The sequence below is a fragment of the Kibdelosporangium banguiense genome, assembly GCF_017876405.1.
Lineage (GTDB): Bacteria > Actinomycetota > Actinomycetes > Mycobacteriales > Pseudonocardiaceae > Kibdelosporangium > Kibdelosporangium banguiense.
The window spans coordinates 10,454,402-10,470,549 of sequence record NZ_JAGINW010000001.1; the positions used below are offsets into that span (position 1 = coordinate 10,454,402).

At 66.2% G+C, this 16,148-nt stretch carries 15 protein-coding genes and 2 pseudogenes; 6 read left to right on the top strand and 11 right to left on the bottom strand.

Features of this window, described 5'->3' with window-relative positions:
* Positions 1–46: 46 nt before the first annotated feature.
* The 3 genes and pseudogenes from JOF56_RS60475 to JOF56_RS60940 form a co-directional block, all read right to left on the bottom strand.
* Entirely contained in the window at positions 47–898 is an 852-nt protein-coding gene (locus tag JOF56_RS60475) for a helix-turn-helix domain-containing protein (protein ID WP_209645986.1), read from the bottom strand.
* Positions 899–1,405: 507 nt separating this feature from the next.
* On the bottom strand, positions 1,406–1,816 hold the full coding sequence (locus JOF56_RS46990; RefSeq protein ID WP_372448323.1) for a TetR family transcriptional regulator C-terminal domain-containing protein: 411 nt from the start codon (positions 1,814–1,816) through the stop codon (positions 1,406–1,408).
* A gap of 21 nt (positions 1,817–1,837) precedes the next feature.
* Positions 1,838–1,945: pseudogene (locus tag JOF56_RS60940) on the bottom strand (helix-turn-helix domain-containing protein); the annotation flags it as partial.
* An 87-nt stretch (positions 1,946–2,032) separates the two neighbouring features.
* Between JOF56_RS60940 and JOF56_RS46995 the strand changes: the two are divergent.
* Together JOF56_RS46995 and JOF56_RS47000 are read left to right on the top strand one after the other, a co-directional pair.
* Positions 2,033–2,758 (top strand): hypothetical protein, encoded by a 726-nt coding sequence (locus JOF56_RS46995; RefSeq protein WP_209645987.1) that lies wholly within the window; start codon positions 2,033–2,035, stop codon positions 2,756–2,758.
* Positions 2,759–3,074: 316 nt separating this feature from the next.
* Entirely contained in the window at positions 3,075–5,381 is a 2,307-nt protein-coding gene (locus JOF56_RS47000) for a hypothetical protein (protein ID WP_209645988.1), read from the top strand.
* A 404-nt stretch (positions 5,382–5,785) separates the two neighbouring features.
* Here the strand turns inward: JOF56_RS47000 and JOF56_RS58925 are convergent, their stop codons facing one another.
* The 3 genes and pseudogenes from JOF56_RS58925 to JOF56_RS59805 all read right to left on the bottom strand — a co-directional run bounded on the left by JOF56_RS58925 (position 5,786) and on the right by JOF56_RS59805 (position 6,828).
* Positions 5,786–6,235 (bottom strand): hypothetical protein, encoded by a 450-nt coding sequence (locus tag JOF56_RS58925; RefSeq protein ID WP_245378693.1) that lies wholly within the window; start codon positions 6,233–6,235, stop codon positions 5,786–5,788.
* Between the two features lie 22 nt (positions 6,236–6,257).
* Positions 6,258–6,707: pseudogene (locus JOF56_RS60945) on the bottom strand (DUF2637 domain-containing protein); the annotation flags it as partial.
* Positions 6,700–6,828: a hypothetical protein gene (locus tag JOF56_RS59805; protein WP_281065595.1), complete on the bottom strand. Its 129-nt coding sequence runs from the start codon at positions 6,826–6,828 to the stop codon at positions 6,700–6,702. The pseudogene JOF56_RS60945 and the gene JOF56_RS59805, both read right to left, overlap by 8 nt.
* A 67-nt stretch (positions 6,829–6,895) precedes the next feature.
* Here JOF56_RS59805 and JOF56_RS47010 point away from each other — a divergent pair, with 67 nt between their 5' ends.
* The 3 genes from JOF56_RS47010 (at position 6,896) to JOF56_RS47020 (ending at position 8,360) form a co-directional block, all read left to right on the top strand.
* On the top strand, positions 6,896–7,081 hold the full coding sequence (locus JOF56_RS47010; RefSeq protein ID WP_209645990.1) for a hypothetical protein: 186 nt from the start codon (positions 6,896–6,898) through the stop codon (positions 7,079–7,081).
* A gap of 131 nt (positions 7,082–7,212) precedes the next feature.
* The gene (locus tag JOF56_RS47015; protein ID WP_209645991.1) at positions 7,213–8,076 is read left to right on the top strand and encodes a 3-hydroxyacyl-CoA dehydrogenase family protein; all 864 of its coding nucleotides are present in this window, start codon (positions 7,213–7,215) and stop codon (positions 8,074–8,076) included.
* The gene (locus JOF56_RS47020; protein WP_307855577.1) at positions 8,073–8,360 is read left to right on the top strand and encodes an acyl carrier protein; all 288 of its coding nucleotides are present in this window, start codon (positions 8,073–8,075) and stop codon (positions 8,358–8,360) included. The genes JOF56_RS47015 and JOF56_RS47020 overlap by 4 nt, the downstream gene beginning before the upstream one ends.
* A gap of 61 nt (positions 8,361–8,421) precedes the next feature.
* On the opposite strand, the gene JOF56_RS47025 is transcribed toward JOF56_RS47020, so the two are convergent.
* Positions 8,422–9,804, bottom strand: coding sequence for a helix-turn-helix domain-containing protein (locus JOF56_RS47025; protein ID WP_209645992.1), 1,383 nt, complete (start codon positions 9,802–9,804; stop codon positions 8,422–8,424).
* A 305-nt stretch (positions 9,805–10,109) separates the two neighbouring features.
* Here JOF56_RS47025 and JOF56_RS47030 point away from each other — a divergent pair, with 305 nt between their 5' ends.
* Entirely contained in the window at positions 10,110–10,787 is a 678-nt protein-coding gene (locus tag JOF56_RS47030) for an O-methyltransferase (RefSeq protein WP_209645993.1), read from the top strand.
* Positions 10,788–10,798: 11 nt separating this feature from the next.
* Here JOF56_RS47030 and JOF56_RS47035 read toward each other — a convergent pair whose 3' ends face one another.
* The 4 genes from JOF56_RS47035 to JOF56_RS47045 form a co-directional block, all read right to left on the bottom strand.
* Positions 10,799–11,914: an HAD-IIIC family phosphatase gene (locus JOF56_RS47035; RefSeq protein WP_209645994.1), complete on the bottom strand. Its 1,116-nt coding sequence runs from the start codon at positions 11,912–11,914 to the stop codon at positions 10,799–10,801.
* A gap of 1 nt (position 11,915) precedes the next feature.
* Positions 11,916–13,016: an acyl-CoA dehydrogenase family protein gene (locus tag JOF56_RS47040; protein WP_307855578.1), complete on the bottom strand. Its 1,101-nt coding sequence runs from the start codon at positions 13,014–13,016 to the stop codon at positions 11,916–11,918.
* A gap of 76 nt (positions 13,017–13,092) precedes the next feature.
* Positions 13,093–14,622, bottom strand: coding sequence for an ABC transporter ATP-binding protein (locus JOF56_RS58930; RefSeq protein ID WP_245378694.1), 1,530 nt, complete (start codon positions 14,620–14,622; stop codon positions 13,093–13,095).
* Entirely contained in the window at positions 14,619–16,109 is a 1,491-nt protein-coding gene (locus JOF56_RS47045) for an ABC transporter ATP-binding protein (RefSeq protein ID WP_209645996.1), read from the bottom strand. The genes JOF56_RS58930 and JOF56_RS47045 overlap by 4 nt, the downstream gene beginning before the upstream one ends.
* Between the last annotated feature and the right edge of the window lie 39 nt (positions 16,110–16,148).

Consider the following 16,148-nt stretch of genomic DNA (forward strand, 5'->3'; position numbering starts at 1 on the left):
TGAAGCGAGGCGGTAGCAGCCGGGCTGCAGGCGAGTAGACCGGCTGTCAGGCGGTTGTGGGTGAAGAAGGGCACGAAACGTCAAAACGAGCCGGACTGGTGCACAGATCGTCAATGGCACGCTGGGCGAACCGTTCACGGGTACGCAGATCACGCGGAGCCACCCCGAACTCGGCCCGGAAGAGCCTGCTGAACCGGGCAGCGGACGGAATGCCCACATCGGCACCGATCTGGCCGATTGTGCGGTCACCGTACGCCGGATCGACAAGGATTCGCCGCGCCCGCACCAGCCGTTCACGACGGATGACCGCCGCAACGCCTGTGCCGTCAGCGGTCTCGGGAGTGAGCACTTTGTACAGTGTGCGCCGCGACATGTGCAAAGCGGCGGCGATCGTGTCCGGGCTCAGCGCCGGATCGGACAGATGGATTTCTATGTAACGCATCACGGCATTACGCCGAGCGATGGTGTCGTCCGGTGCGACAGAATGCCGGTCTTCCAACGCACGGAGCAACATCGTCACCACCGCGGGCCACACCGTTCCAAGTTCGGCCACTGAACTTTTCGACAGCTCACCCAGTTTGCCGACCAGCCCGGCCATCATCGGCCGTACGAGAGCGTCGAAAACCGTGACACCACCGGCATCATGCGGGCCGATCACCCGTGACAACACGTAATCGGTGATGGCCAGCTTCTTACGTGGCACCGCAATGTGCAACGCGCTCGTACCATTCGGGGCACGCCACCACCCCGTCGACCACTCGACGACGACGAACTGTTCGCCATGCCCACGCCGTTGGGCAATCCGGACGAGCTCACCGAGCCCGATCCCGTCGGGCGCGCAGGACGCCTCGACCATACCGACCCCACCGGCGATCAGAATCTCTGTAACAGATTCCACTCTGGTGGGTGCACACGAGCAGAACGACATCCGGTCCAGCACGCCACACTGTCGGGCCCATCCGCCGCATTGCTACGGCACAACCCCAACTGTCACCCGAACAGCAGAACGGCCCCACATAACGGATTGAGCACGGCACCGCGCACCAAGATCTTCCGGTGAATCGCCGAAAATCTTCTGGCCACCGCAAAGCACATTAACAGTTCCTCAAGTAGCCAATCCCCCGGAACCTCCTTACCAAGCCCGGGACCAAACTGTGACGAGCTAACCAATCCGGGATATCACCTACCCCGAACACTGCTCCGCATGCGAGTACCACTACGGCGCTTGACGTACAGCGATGACTTTTCGAGCGGCACAGGCAGTCGGAACCGTTCGCCCACCGAGCGTGTGCCGATTGCTCAACCACATCACGTCGACATCATCCTGTCGTCGGCATGACAATGCGTTCGTTGCGACGCTCCGCTGCGGCGGCTCGCACGCTGAGCACGCGATCTTGGCAGTGGGTCAGGCTTGTGCCGTGTCCGTGCCCGGCAAAGACATGGACGCGGCGTGAAGCTGTAGCAGACCATCGACCCCTAGGAGGAACGTGTCACAGATCGGTTCGGGGTCGGACAGGCAGCCGGTGGCCATCGCTCCGTCTCGCAACATGACGACGTGCCGGGCGGCGGGTTCAGCCGGTGCGTCCCCGATGCGGGCCAGCACCTCGGTGATCGTGTGCGAGAACCACTGGCGGTGCGCGAGGACAGCTTGGTGTACGGGGTGGGCCGGGTCGGGATACTCCGCCGCGGCGTTGAGGAAGGCGCAGCCACGGAAGCCGGGAGACCGGATGCCCTCCGCGATGGACCTGGCAATGGCCTGGAGGGTCTCGGGCGCCGGCAACCCCCGGGCCACGATGGTGTCCACCTGGCTCCGCATGGCCTGGTCGGCTTCCTGCAGCTAGCAGACGATCAGGTCGCCCTTGCCAGGGAAGTGCCGGTACAGCGTCGCCCGGGTCACCTTCGCCTCGGCAACGATCCGATCGATGCCAACGGAGTGGATCCTGTGGCGCTCAAATACTCATCGCTGCTGGTCAACGGGCCTGCTAGTCAGGTTGAGACAATCCCTGCATGATCGTCTCGCTGCTGTAACCGCGTGACCCGGCATCTGCTCTCGATTCCCGGAGCGCTGCTTCGCCGTGAGACCAGCAGGGACGCCGAGCTCCTGGTCCTGAGACACCAGAACTCGATACTGCGCCGCCAACTCGGACAGCGCCCGCGCTATCAGCCCGCGGACCGGCTCTGGCTCAGCGCCCTGGCCAGGCTCATCCCTCGCCGCCGGTGGGCATCGGTCTTTCCCGTCGCACCGGCGACCCTGTCCACGCTCACGACGCGGGCTGAGCGCGGCGACTTCGACTCGCTGCAGGTCCTCACCAACATTCTCCGCCTCCAAGACAGGCTTGGAGAGGCCGTCTCCCTCTGGAAGACCGCCGCGATCAAGGATCCTGGCCGGTCCCGCGAGCAACTCGGTGACGTCCTGCACGAGCTCAACCAGACAGAGGAAGCACTCGCGATAGCCGTCGGCATGAGCACGAACGGAGACCGAAGTGCCCAGTCCCGGGCGGCATCCAGGATGGCCGACCTGTCGATGTGGGACGAACTGCGCGACCAGGCGGACCGGGGCAATCGGTATGCCGACATCGAGTATGTCCGCCATCTCTGCGATCTACGTGACTATCCCGCGATACAACGACGTGCGGCTGCTGCCAGCGTCGCGGCCGTCCGCGAACTCCTGTCCGCCGCAAAGCAAGGTGTCCACCAAGTCCGTGGGCTGGACGACCTTGGGCTGAACCCGGACGGGACACGGCCAGTTTCCAAGTGAGTGCGCTGAACAACCAATCCGAGACTGAACAGTGGATTCGGCTACCTGACGAAGGACCAATCAACAGGAGTCGCTCACCACGTGCGACCTCGTGTCGCGACGCTCATCGGCGGAAGCGAGTGATCGCCCGACCGGCCGCGTTGGCGATCGATCAGCGGGATGAGCGAGCGTTGGACTCATGGTGCGGCGGCCGCACAGGGGAGGCCTTTCCCTGCCCGCCGGGCTGTGGCCGGACGAATAGGCATGTCAAGATCACAATGGATTGTCCCAGTATGATGGCTTCACTCTCCCCGTCAAACGATGCAATGATAAAGACATGGATCCCTGGCCGGAGCGGGAATATCACGGCACGTCGTTCACCAATGTGGGCTTGAGCAGCGAGGGTGTGTCAGAACCGCGTGAGAAGGCACCCTGGTTTGCAGGGCGGGATGACCCCGATCGCTTGTTGCACGAGGTGCTCGAAGAAGCGTTGGGCTCCGCCGAGATCAAGAACGGGTTGATCATATGCCCGGAGTTGAACACGCATGGCCTGCGGATAACCGCCCTGTTGAACAAGGCAGGTATCCTGCGCTCCGCATCTGTCGAGTACTCAAGGTACAGCCAGGACCTGAACAGCTATCTGTCAGTGGATTGGCGGGTCGGCTGGCGGCGGCGACTACCGGTGTTCTACCTGTGGCTGCTGTTTGGCTCGAGCCCGCTGTGGTTGGCGCTCGCCTACCCGGCGCTCACGAACTCCTGGGCCGGTATCCTGTTCATGATCGGCCTCACCGTCGCGATTTCGGTGACACCGGTGGTCTACGCCGTCCGGAATCCTACTGAAGACACATTCTCCGAAGATTTGGCTGAGAGCTTTTTTCATCTCATTTTGCCTGTCGTGATACCTGCGATCGCAATGACTGGCGGCGCGGTGTCTGCGGCGATCTCGACATTGTGGCCTCCGCTTCCAGATGAGCTCGACTTGGCTGCTGGAGTTCTGTCGATGTTCATCGTTCCAGTTGTCGGAGGTATACTGGCTTTCTATCTGGGGAAATGGCTCGACAAACGCCTGGCGAAGTTGATGCATGACATGAAACTCACCGATCAGGACGTCATGGCCGTCTTTCAGCAGTGGCGACAAGCCCTGCTGCAACACGGTGTGCTGCCGTTCCTGCGGGAACGCCTCAACCGGGAGCACGCCGCCCGATACTCGGTGCGGTTGCGCGCGTCCGATAGTCCTGAGCAGCCGGTGGTGCGTCATGTGAAGACCGCCGCCGCCGGAGACCTGGTACAGGCGCTGAGGGCTCCGTTCGGCAACACCATCGCCCTGGTCGGACCGCAGGGCGCCGGGAAGACCAACCTGATGAAGGCGCTGCGCGACGGTCGATACAGCCAGCCCGGCCGGGCGCCTGACCTGATCGTCAGAGTCGATGCCTCAGCCAGGTACCTATCGAGGGACTTCGTGTTGCACCTCTATTCCGAGGTGTGCAGGGAGGTGCGCCGCTACGTCGACGCGTACTCGACGTTGGCTCCGGTTGAGGGCCCGCGGTCACCTCGAGTGTTGCGGTGGGGACGCCGTGGCGGGGTGACGTCTGCTCGACTGCGGGCGTTGGCCCAAGAAAGCTGGGATCGTGGCGACGGCATCCGGCAATTGCAGACGGTGACGACGGAGATCGCCGGAAAACTTGTGTTGCCCGTGGTCAGCGGCGACCTCAGCGGGAAGCGTTCGATCGCGATCGCCGCCCAGCCGATGACGTTTCCGGAGGTAGTCGCGGACCTTGTCACTTTTCTGGAACATATCGTGGCGACGTTGGGTTCGGTCGCCGGGCAGCGGGGAGGCGGGCGGGTCCTCATCGAGATCGACGAGGTGGACCGGATCAAGTCAGCCGAGCAGGCCAGAGAGTTCCTGGACGAAGTCAAGACGATCTTCGCGGCGAGGAACTGCCTGTTCTTGGTGTCGGTGTCCGAGGATGCCGTGCCGCCGTTCGTGTTCCACGAGACGGTCCGAGTGGAGTACCTCGATTTCGACAGCGCCAAAAAGCTGTTGCGCGAGTATGTGGTCGGCCTTTCTGAGCAGTTCCTGGCACTTGCCTACGCCCTGTCGGGCGGCCTGGCGTGGGAGTTGACGAGAGTCGCGCGCGACATCAAGGCGATCGGGCAGAACGAACCCGAGCCGCGATTGTCGTCGGTGACCGCGTGTCTGGCGGCAAAAGAACTCGTTGAAAACTGCCGGAAGGCGCGGAACGCCATTATCGCAGCGGACTCTCCCGAAAACGGGAAGGGCGTTGGCCGCCTTATCCGACTATTGGATGAACATCCTTTCGGCAAGGTGGACGAACAACAGTTGACGACTTACGCCAGCAAACTGCGAAAGGCCAACGTCGCGAGGAACTCGAAGGCCGCAAAAATTGCCGAAGGTATCGCGGCCTGGGCCGATTATCTGGCGGCACTGGTGGCCCTGTTCAACGACGGCCTGGACCAGCAGGCCATGGAGCTACTCAACGATGAGCAGAGGGTGGGCGGCCGGCTGGAGGCACTGGCGCGAATACGCCGGTATGTGAGCGCCAATCCGTCGACCGCGCTGGATCTGCTGAAGGACTTCCGTACGGTGCGAGGAATTCCGCCCACGCGCTCGTCCAGCAGCTGACGCCGGTTCGACTGGCGCCCACCCGCCGGCGTGCCGCGCCGCCGAGTTCACCAGTCCGCTGGATTGCCGTCGTTGCCGTCACGGCGGCAAGCACACGGCGGCAACGACGGCATGTCCAAGGTCCCCTATGCTGCGACCGCATCAGCCAGGCGGGCGAGATGTTCGGCCCCGCCCGGGGCTACTCCGATCCCTGTCTGCCGGTACAGGTGCGTCTACCCAGCCAGCTGGTGAATCCGGCGGCTGCCTCCAGGCCGGTGAGGTTCAGGCGGTACCGACTAGGTGCCAGTCGCTGACTGCGTTGGCCTGCAACAGCTGGGCACTGTCACCTATCGGCTTGCTGTGACTTCTCGGGTGAGTATGGCTCGTTAATGATGTCCGTCATGGGTCCAACTCCCGTCCAGTGATCAAGACCCCGGTACGGGTGCCGAATCGGCAGTGGTCAGGGTGCGTCGGGCAGCGCGGACCTGGTAGCGGCCCCAGCGTTCGCTCATGCCGAACATGTCGGCAAGTTCTCTGCCGGTACACGGCAAACCGTCGGCAACGGTCTGGAGATATCGCTGCCGAGCCACTTGCCGGACCGTCTCACCGGAACCCTCGTCCCGGTCGGGCACGGCCACCAGAATCGGCGAGCGTGCCAACACGTCTGCCGCGCTCGGGCTGTTGCTCGGTGCCGTGGTTGTCGATGCCGTGCCATCTTGCCGAGGCGTTGCCGTCGGCACCGTGATTGACGGCATGGCGGCACGGTCGTGTGCCGTGGACGGCGCCCATTGCGGCACCACAACAGCAGGGACAGATGCCGGGTGCGCGATGTCCTGTGTGCCAGGGTGTTTGGTGGCTACGTGGATTTGACTCATGAGCAGTTCGTAGGCCAGTAGCAGCGCGATCGGTGGCCAGGCAGCGGACCGTCCTGCCGATCAGGGTGGGTTCGGCTGCCGCGATGTTGGCCGCCAGCGATGCCGCGATGCCCAGCGTGAGACTGATCCACGCCAGCCAGCCGGCCCGTCGACCGGCACGGCGGCGAACAACCATGGTCATGCTTGCCGCCACCACCAACCCATCGATGGCCAACGGCACGAGCCACGCTCGCCAGCCCTCGCCGGCACGCACGGCAAGTTCGTACATGTGCATGAACGACACGACAGCCGCAACTGCGGCAACAACGCTCACCGCAACAACAGTGGTTACTTGTACCGCGTTGTGTGTTGTCGGCACGAAACCTACTGCAGTGTCCACTGTGGCGTCAGGAGTCCCTGTGGTTTCTGCCCGCAGCGTTTCCGGACCGGCCGCCGTTGCCAAATCCGGCTCGATGTCAACGGTGCTAGACATGCGCCTCACCGCCGTTCAAGTCGGCCAGCGGATGGGACTCGCCGGTCAGCGCGGCAAGTGCGGCCGCGATTTCCGCGAGCGTCGCCCGGTCGTCGATAGCGTCGTCAATGAAGACCAACATGCGGCTTGACGTGCAGCGATGACTTTTCGAGCGGCACAGGCATCCTCAACGAGTACCACCATGCCGCGTGACCTGCACGGATGGCATTTTCGGCAAGCGCAACGGCGGCGCCGAGGCCGCAGGCGAGGACGGAATGTCCGAACAGGACGATTCCGCGCTGCTGACGCCATGGCCCGGGGTGCCGGACGCGATCGGCCGCCCGGCCCGCACCTTCGCCGAGTGGGCCCGCGACCACGCCGAAGACTTCCGCTGACGTGGCACGACGCTACGAGTAGCTCCACTCGGCGAAAGAGGGCCAACGGAGCGCTGTCGTGACGAGAGCGACGAGTGAACGTCTCCTCTACGTCCTGTTGCCAACACGGCCTGGCGAGGATCTTGGACGTCATGCAAGCCGATCCGACGTCGCACCGGCTCGTCGTGCTCGGCGCCGGCGTGATGGGGTCAAGCATCGCGACCATGGCGCTGGGACACGGTGTTCCGGTCGTCCTGGTCGACATCGACGAGGACACGCTTGTCCACGCACGAGCCACCATTGACCGGCAGTTGCGGCACGCCCGGTTGATGGGCGCGCTGCCGACGGACCGCACGCCAGGGGAACTGGTCACCACCCTGTCGAGCCACGACGCCGACGTGACGGCCGTGATCGAGGCCATCACCGAGGACCCTGCGCTGAAGGCGAAGGCGCTCGCCGAGATCGGCGCGCTGATCCGGCCTGGCACACCGGTGATCTCCAACACCTCCGGTATACCGATCGACGAGCTCGCCGAAGCGCTTCCGCGTCCCGATGAACTCATCGGCACCCACTTCATGAATCCGGCCTACCTGATCCGGATGGTCGAGGTGATCCGCGGACCTCGCACCAGCGACACGACCATCGCCGCGCTGATGTCACTCCTGGACACATTGGACAGGAAGGCGGTCGTCGTCAGGGACTCGCCGGGTTTCGTCACCAGCCGGCTGCTGCACCCGATGATCAACGACGCCGCACGGCTGGTAGACGAGGGCGTCGCGTCGGCGGAGGACGTGGACACGCTGATGCGGGGATGCCTCGGACACGCCACCGGGCCGCTACGCACCGCGGACATGATCGGGCTCGACAACCTCGTCGACGCGCTCGACGTGCTGTTCGAACGCACCGGCAACCCGGCGCACGAGCCGTGCGACCTGTTGCGCCGCAAGGTGGCTGCCGGTGACTTCGGCGCCAAGACGGACCGGGGTTTCTACGAATACGGGAAGGCACTCGCGTGAGCATTGACCAGACGGCCACCACCGGCACGGACGTGGTCCGGGCGGAGTTGGTCGATCACCTGTCCTCGGGGCTGAAAACCGCGGTGGCTCCCGACCAGGACCTCTTCGCCGACGGTCTGGTGTCCTCGATGGCCGCCATGCAGCTGGTGATCCACTTGGAACAGACCTACGAGATCGACATAGTCGGCAAGGATTTGCGGCTGGACAACTTCCGAACGGTCGACGCCATGGTCGAGCTTGTGCTGCGGCTCCGGGCAGCCGCAGCAAAGACCAAGGGTCAGTGAGGCGGCCGGCTCCGCTGTTGATGGTCTTGCGGCAGTAACTGTTCGGCCGCGTGTTGCCAACTCATCTGGCAGTGTGCCCTGACTTCGATGGTGACCAGGATCCATCACCTGAGCACGTCGCCCGGACTCCGGTCCGTGCAGCTGGCGCGCAAGTTCCGGCCTCTTCGTCCGGCGACCGTAACTCGGTCGCCAGCGCCCTGGCGTGGTCGCGCAGCAGATCATGGAACATGTACCGCCCAGCCACAGGCTGTATCAGGAGGTGGTGGTCGACGAGGTCCTCCAGCAGGCTCTCAGCCACCCTCGGCAGCACGTCGGCCAGCGCCGCCGCGGAGTGGGCGTCGAAGTCGGCACCGGGATACGTGCCGAGCAGTGTGAACAGACGCAACTGTTCGGCGTCGAGTTGCCTGCACGACAACGAGAACGCACCTGCCACCCCCACTGTCCCGTTGACACTGAGCTCCGACAGCCGTCGATCCTGCTCGCGCAGTTGGTCGGCGAGCCACTCAACCGTCCACCCTGGACGGTGTAGCAGCTTGGCGGCGGCGGTCCGGACCGCCAGCGGCAGAAAGCCGCACAGCTGCACGATATCGGCCACCACGTCCAGCTGACCGCGTACTCGGTGGTAACCGGCCACCTCGACGAACAGGGTGATCGCGTCACCCTGTTCGAGGACGTCGAGCGACACCGGCACCGACGCGTCCACTGAGGGCATCCGGCGGCGTGACGTGACGATGACGTGACTGCCCGGTGTGCCCGGCAGTAAGGGATGCACCTGGTCTGGATCATTGGCGTTGTCGAGAACCACCAGCACCCGTCGTCCGGCGAGGGCCGCGCGCCACGCGGCGGATCGCTCGTCGAGCGTCGGCGGGATCCGCCACGGCGGGCCTCCCACCATGTACAGCAACGACTCCAACGCCGAGACCGGCTCCACAGGGTCGCGCCCCGGGGTGAACCCGCGCATGTCGACGTAGACCTGGCCGTCCGGATACCGGTCCGCGAGCGCGTGCGCCGCGTGGATGGCGAACGCCGTCTTGCCAACGCCTGCCATCCCGTCGACCGTGGTGACACGGACCGACTCGTCCCGCCCCGCAGGTACCGAGCGCAGCAACCGCCGCAGCTCGACACTCCGCCCAACGAAGTCGGGGACGTCCCGGGGCAGAAACGAGCCGCACGTGGCTGCGGTAGGCGCATGTGAGTGCCCCCTGTGGCCCACGGTATGGCTCGTCGTAGTACCGAGGAACGTCGCCCGTTCCTCGGTAGCCAGACCGAACGCTTCTGCGAGCAGGCGGGCCGACGCCAGTCGCGGCCTATCCCTTTTGCCTGTCTCCAGCAGGCTGATGGTTCGTGTGGACACGCCTGACGTCTCAGCCAGTTCGTCCTGGGTCATTCCTGCGCGCAACCGGTATGCGCGCAGGAGTGACCCAAAACTCTGTAGATCAATCATTGTCTTGACCCCGGTTAAACAATTGTTGCGCCTGGAAGCCAGGCGGTTCGTGTGCGTCGGAGATGAAGTGACGTCCCGCCAGCCACTCCACCACAAAGAGACCTCTACCGTGACGTCCTGGCCCGTCGCGCGAGCGGGAGTTCAGCGCGATGCGCGCACTGCCAAAGGACTTGCGCTTGATCAGCGCACCACTTGGGACGGTCGTCTCGACACACGCAGACAACCCCCAGTCCCTTGTGGACGACCACATATTTTCTTTCCCGTAGGAATCCAATTTCCTGAAGATCGACGCTAGTATGTCAACCATGGCCAACCAGACAATGGTGGACGAAAATCTGCTCGACTACATTCGCGACATCTCTCCTCCGGTCGACGAGATACTCACCGAACTCCGCGAGCTCACCATGGAGCTCCCCGGCGGCCGGCTCATGCTTCTCATGCCGGGGCAGGGAGATCTCCTGGCGATCCTGGCGCGTCTGCTCGACGCCAGGAGGATTCTCGAGATCGGCACGTACACCGGGTACAGCACGCTCTGCATGGCTCGCGCTCTTCCCCCCGACGGGCGTGTGGTCACCTGCGACATCAATCCGAAATGGCCGAACATCGGCAGGGAGTTCTGGAACCGCGCCGAGGTCGGCGACCGCGTCGAGGTCCGGATCGGCGACGCGGCCCAGACCCTCCGAGACCTCCTGGCGGAACAGGCGGAGCCTTTCGACCTGGTATTCGTCGACGCCGACAAGGCCGGCTACCGGAACTACTTCGAGAACGCGCTCCCACTCGTCCGCCCCGGCGGTCTCATCGTGTTCGACAACGTGCTGTTCTTCGGCCGGGTCGTCGACCCGGCATGCCAGGACCGCGACACGGCTGGGATCCGCAAGATCAACGAACTGCTGCGGACCGACGACCGGGTGGAGGTCTGCGTGCTTCCCGTGGCCGACGGCATGACGATCGCACGAAAGAGGACCGACACCGTCCAGCCGTGACGCGGACCCTGTCATACGGGAAGGGTTGTCAGGTCGGGCGCCTCCAGACGCACGGTCGTCGCTGACGGCCGTGCGGAGGGCACGAGGTGCAGACGCTGCAACCCTTCCGGGCCGTCGGCTGCGGGAATGTCGTCCCGGCAACCGCAGTCGTTCTCGGCGAAGCCAGCGAACCGGTACGCCACCTCCATGATCCGGTTGCGATCCGTTGCCCGGAAGTCCGCCACGAGGTGACAGCCGTCCTGGGCGGCCTGGTCGACGAGCCAGTTCAGGATCACCGCGCCCGCGCCGAACGACACGACCCGGCACGAGGTGGCCAGCAGTTTGAGATGCCAGACTGAAGGGTGCCGTTCCACGAGCAGAACGCCGACCGCGCCGTGCGGTCCGAAGCGGTCGCGCATCGTCGTGACCAGCACCTCATGGCGGGAGTCCGCCAGCAGGCCGCGTAGCACGGAGTCCGAGTAGTGCACGCCGGTCGCGTTCATCTGGCTGGTGCGCCGCGTCAGCTCCTCGACGCGGGTCAGCTCCTCCTCGCCGGCCCGTCCGATTCGCATCTCCAACTCGAGCGACCGCAGGAACTCCTCGTCCGGACCGCTGAAGTCCGACCGTTCCGCCTCCCGGCGCTGAGTCGCCTGGTACATCTGCCTTCGCCGTCGTGCGTCCACGGTGACCACTTCGGGGCTGAACTCGGGCAACCCGGTCAGCGCCGTCGCCTGGTCAGCGGGGTAACATCGCACCTCAGGCAGGTGGAATGCCACCTCCGCGCGTTCCGTGGGCTGGTCGTCGATGAACGCGATCGTGCCGTGTGCGAACTGCAACTGCTCCGCGATCTCCCGCACGGACTGCGACTTGGGATGCCACCAGATGCGGCTGGTCACGAAGTACTCCGCGAGACCGAACTCCTCGAGCTTGGCCCATGCCACGTCGTGGTCGTTCTTGCTCGCGACGGCCTGCAGAATGCCGCGGGAGTCCAGGGCGACGATCACGTCCCTGATCTCGTCGGTGAGGCGTACCTCGCCATCCTCCAGAACCGTGCCGTGCCACAGGGTTTCGTCCAGGTCCCAGACCAGGCACTTGACCAATGCGTTGCTGTCACTCACCGTTTGTCCGCCTCCACCTCGAGGTCGCATCTCACACGCCCGCCGTGACGTGGTCCGCCAGGATCAGCTGGCATATCTCACTGCTGCCTTCGATGATCTCCATCAGCTTCGCGTCGCGAAGTGCGCGCGCGACCGGGTGCCCGTCGTGGGCACCCGCGGAAGCCAGCACCTGCATCGCCGTCTGCGCTGACCGCGCTGCCTGGGTGGAGCCGACGTACTTGGCCATTACCGTCGCCATCACCATGTCCGGGCTGTTGTCGTCCCAGCACCGGCTGGCGTGTTCGCACGCACGCGTCGCCGCCTGCTCGGACACCAGCAGTTCGGCCAAGTGCCGTGCGACAAGCTGGTGTTTCGCCAGTGGTGTGCCGAACTGCTCACGGGTGCTCGCGTGCCGTGCCGCTTCACGAAGGCACGCACGCAGGATGCCGACGCATCCCCATGCCACCGAGATCCGCCCGTACGCGAGCGCCGATGTCACGAGAAACGGCAGTGCCTGGGATCCGCCGCCGAGAACAGCGTCGGCCGGCAGCCGGACGGAATCCAGCCGGACGTTCGTATGACCGGCGGCACGGCACCCCACTGGTTCGCTGATCCGCTCGATGTGTACGCCGGGAGCCGAGGTGGGCACGACGACCGCCGCCGCGCCGTCCTCGTACTTGCCGAACACGAGAATCATGTCCGCGTACGCCGCACCGGTCGACCACACCTTGTGTCCCCGCACCTCGACGAAGTCGCCGTCGGGAACGATCTCGGTGCGCATCGCGGACAGGTCGCTTCCCGCGGACGGTTCGCTGAAGGCCGCAGCCGCCAGTTCGCCTCCGGTGAGTCTCGGCAGGTAAGCCGCGCGCTGCTCGGGTGTCGCGTACCGTTGGATCGTCCACGCCACCATGCCCTGTGAGGTCATCAGGCTGCGCAACGAACTGCACAGGGTTCCCGTGTGGGCAGCGAGCTCTCCTGTGTCCATACTGGACAGTCCGAGGCCGCCGTACCGGGTGGGCACCTGCGTGCAGAGCAACCCGGCGGAACCGAGTTCACGGACGAGGTCGACAGGGATCCGGCCGGCCAGGTCCCAAGCGGCTGCCTGGTCGCCGACAGCGGCGCTGACCCGGTCCGCCGGCCGAACTGCCGTCACCGAATCTCCTGTGTCGGCAGGCGTTCCGTCGGTGCGTACACGGGTTCGAACACCGCCATCGGCTCGAGAATCAAGTTCATGGGACACGGATGTGCCGACTTCCTTCCTCTGCTGTGCCCGGTGTGACGGATCCGCCGTCCACCACGAGCACCTGGTCGCATTCCGGCTGCGCCGAGCCCGGTCCCCAGAGCAGCCAGCACGTCCGGTCGCGCCGCAGGACATCCAGCAACTCGACGAGACCGTCGTCGTGCATCACCGATGCACCCGCCGTGGCGTCCACGATCACCACCGCGGGTTCCTGGGCCACGGCCCGGAGCAACGCCAGCCGCCAGCGATCCGCCTCGACGAGGTCGGTGCCGGCAGCCACCGCATCCCGTAGCCTGGCCAGTTCCTCTTGTGCCTTGGGCAGGGCGAGCGTGGCGTGCTCGGATGCCGTCTCAATGAGCCGTTCCGCTTCGGTGACGGTGAGATCGGGCGACGTCGCCGACACCCGAGCCACTCGCGCGGCGACCTCGTCCGGCGCCAGGTCCGTGATCTCGACACCACCGATCCGCACCGATCCCGCAGTCGGCAGCGCGTCACCGACCAGCAGGTCGGACAGGGTCAGCCGCAGGCCGTCGGGAGCACCGACGACCGCGGTCGTGGAGTTCGCGGGCAGCCGGAACGACACCGTCGTGCCGACGCCGGCCGACTCCACCCCGGCGAACTCGACGTCGCAGGCCGCAGGCCACGGCATGCCTGTCGGCACCGGGTCGTCCGTGCCGGTGAGCGGCTCGATCCTCCTGAGGACGTCGTGGGAGTTCAGGACAGTGCTGGTGAGCAGCACCGCTTCCATCATCGGCCGGACCATGAGGACCGACAGCACGATCAGCGCGACGGCCATGGCCGGGGACGTCCCGCCGGACGCCAGTGCGACACACGCGACGACCGCGACGCAGTTGAGCAGTTCCAGCAACCGCCACGGCAACACGTCACCCGCCGCGAGCCGCACCACCCGTGACGGCGGGGTCTGCGACCACCGGGCGGGGATGCGGTCGAGCCAGTGGGCCCCGTCCAGGTCGCCCGCAGCGACGAGCAGGCGGATGGCCAGCCAGGTCACGACCGCCACGACGAGCGAGCCGCCCGCCACCACCACGGCGAGCAACGGTTCGACGAACGCGATGACCACGATCACCGTCAGCGGAGTGACCACGGCGGCGACCAGCGGCCGCAGGACGTGCGCGGGCAGTCCCATGAGGACCACGACCGAGTAGCCGCTGAGCGTGCCGAGCCGGTCGGCGTGTTCCGGGCGGAGTGACCGGTTGGGCAGCGCCGCGACCCGCCGATCGATCGACCGGGTCACGTCGACCACGAGATCGGCGCCGAGCTCGTTGCACATCGGCACGCTACGGTGGTGCAGGACGGAGTGCACCACGGTGACCGCCACCAGCACCGCGGTCCACCCCCACGCGATCCGCCCGCCGTCGCCGAGCAGACCGTCCACAATGGGCACCGCGGTGGCGAATCCGATGCCCTGGGTGATCGCGCCGAGGACGAGGAACACCATCACCGGCCGCCAAGCCTTGCGGTCGGCACCGGCCATGAATCTGGTGAGCGGGCCGGTCATCGAGCGACCTCTTCCGGGACGGTGGTGACGCCGGGTTCGGCGTCGAGCACCACGACGCGCCCGTCGATGAACGTGGGCGGTGGCGACACGCAGACGACGACCGCCCTGGGAGCCAGCTCATCGACCGCGGCACGCAACGCGGCGACGTCGTCCGCGAAGACGCGCCCGTCGAGCAGCACGATGTCGTGGTCCCCCGCGACCGCCTTGGCCAGGGCGAGCCGTCGCGACTCCGAGAGCGACAACGACACGTCGGCGCCCGCCTCGGAGTCGTAGCCGCCGGGAAACGACGCGACGGCGTCGTGCACACCCGCGATCCTGGCCGCCCTCTCGGCCGCCGCCGGGTCCCCGGCGATGAAAGCCCCGACGGGACCAAGGACGAGCGGCGGGTCGAGCAGCACCTGGGCCAGCCGCTGCGCCGATGTGCCCGCCGCGATCCGGTCGATCGCCGGCCCGGCGTCGCCCGCGACCGTCACCACGCCCCGCTCCGGCAGGTCGACGAGCGGCGGTTGCCCGGTCGCGGGCGCCGGTCCGGTGGCGAAACTGGTCAGGCCCTCCTCGGCCTTCTTACCGACCGCGATCTCCTCGGCCAGGTAGGTCAGCGTAAGCAGCGGCGCCGAGAGCCCGACACCGACGGTCAGGAACGGGATCAGGTCCGCAGGCGCCAGGCTGCCCGCCTGGACCAGGAACCCACCGCCGATCAGGACGATGACCAGCGCGGTCAGCGGGGAGAACGCGATCTCGGCCATCGCCCGGCCACCGAGCAGGTCGCTGATCCTGGCGCGGAAGTACACCGCGAACCGGTCGACGACCTCGGACAGGTCGCGGGCGGCGCGCCGCACCACAGTCGCGATGTGGGCGTGTGCACCGGCGCGGTGGACCCGTGACTGCATGTCGACCACGGGCCGGGCCTCGTCGATCGCCGCGATCGCGGCGTCGTAGTCGACCTTCATGTCACGGTTGAACCGTGTGGCGATCACGCCGAACGCGAGGAAGCCGAGCAGCATCGGCAGCAGGGCCACCAACGCCATCCGCCAGTCGACCCAGAACAGGTAACCGGCCGACAGCAGGAAGACCAGCAGGCTCGACACGGCTTCTGGGATGGACCGGCCGGCCACCGTGCCCGCCAGCACGACATCGGAGTCGAACCTCGCCCCCTCCGCCCGCCACGCCGCCGGTGTCGACGCACCGCCGTCGCGGAGCCTGCGGAACACCCCGCCGCGCAATGCCTCCCGGCGCAGCGCGCCTGCCTGGCGGCTCAGCACGCGACCGGCGAACTGGACGCAGGCCCCGCCCAGCACGACGGCGCCTGCGACGAATGTCAGGTTCGTCAGCTCGTCCCCGTTCACAGGTCCGGCGAGCAGCCGCCGGCACACTTCGATGACGACGACGAGCGCCCCGACAGTGGCGACCGCGCTCGCGGCCTCCATGAGCGACGAAACGCCGACGCGCCACGTGACGCGGCCGTCGGGGCGGCTCTCCCCGCTCATCGCGGTGTCCTGGTGATCATCAGGTTGTTCCTCCGGTCA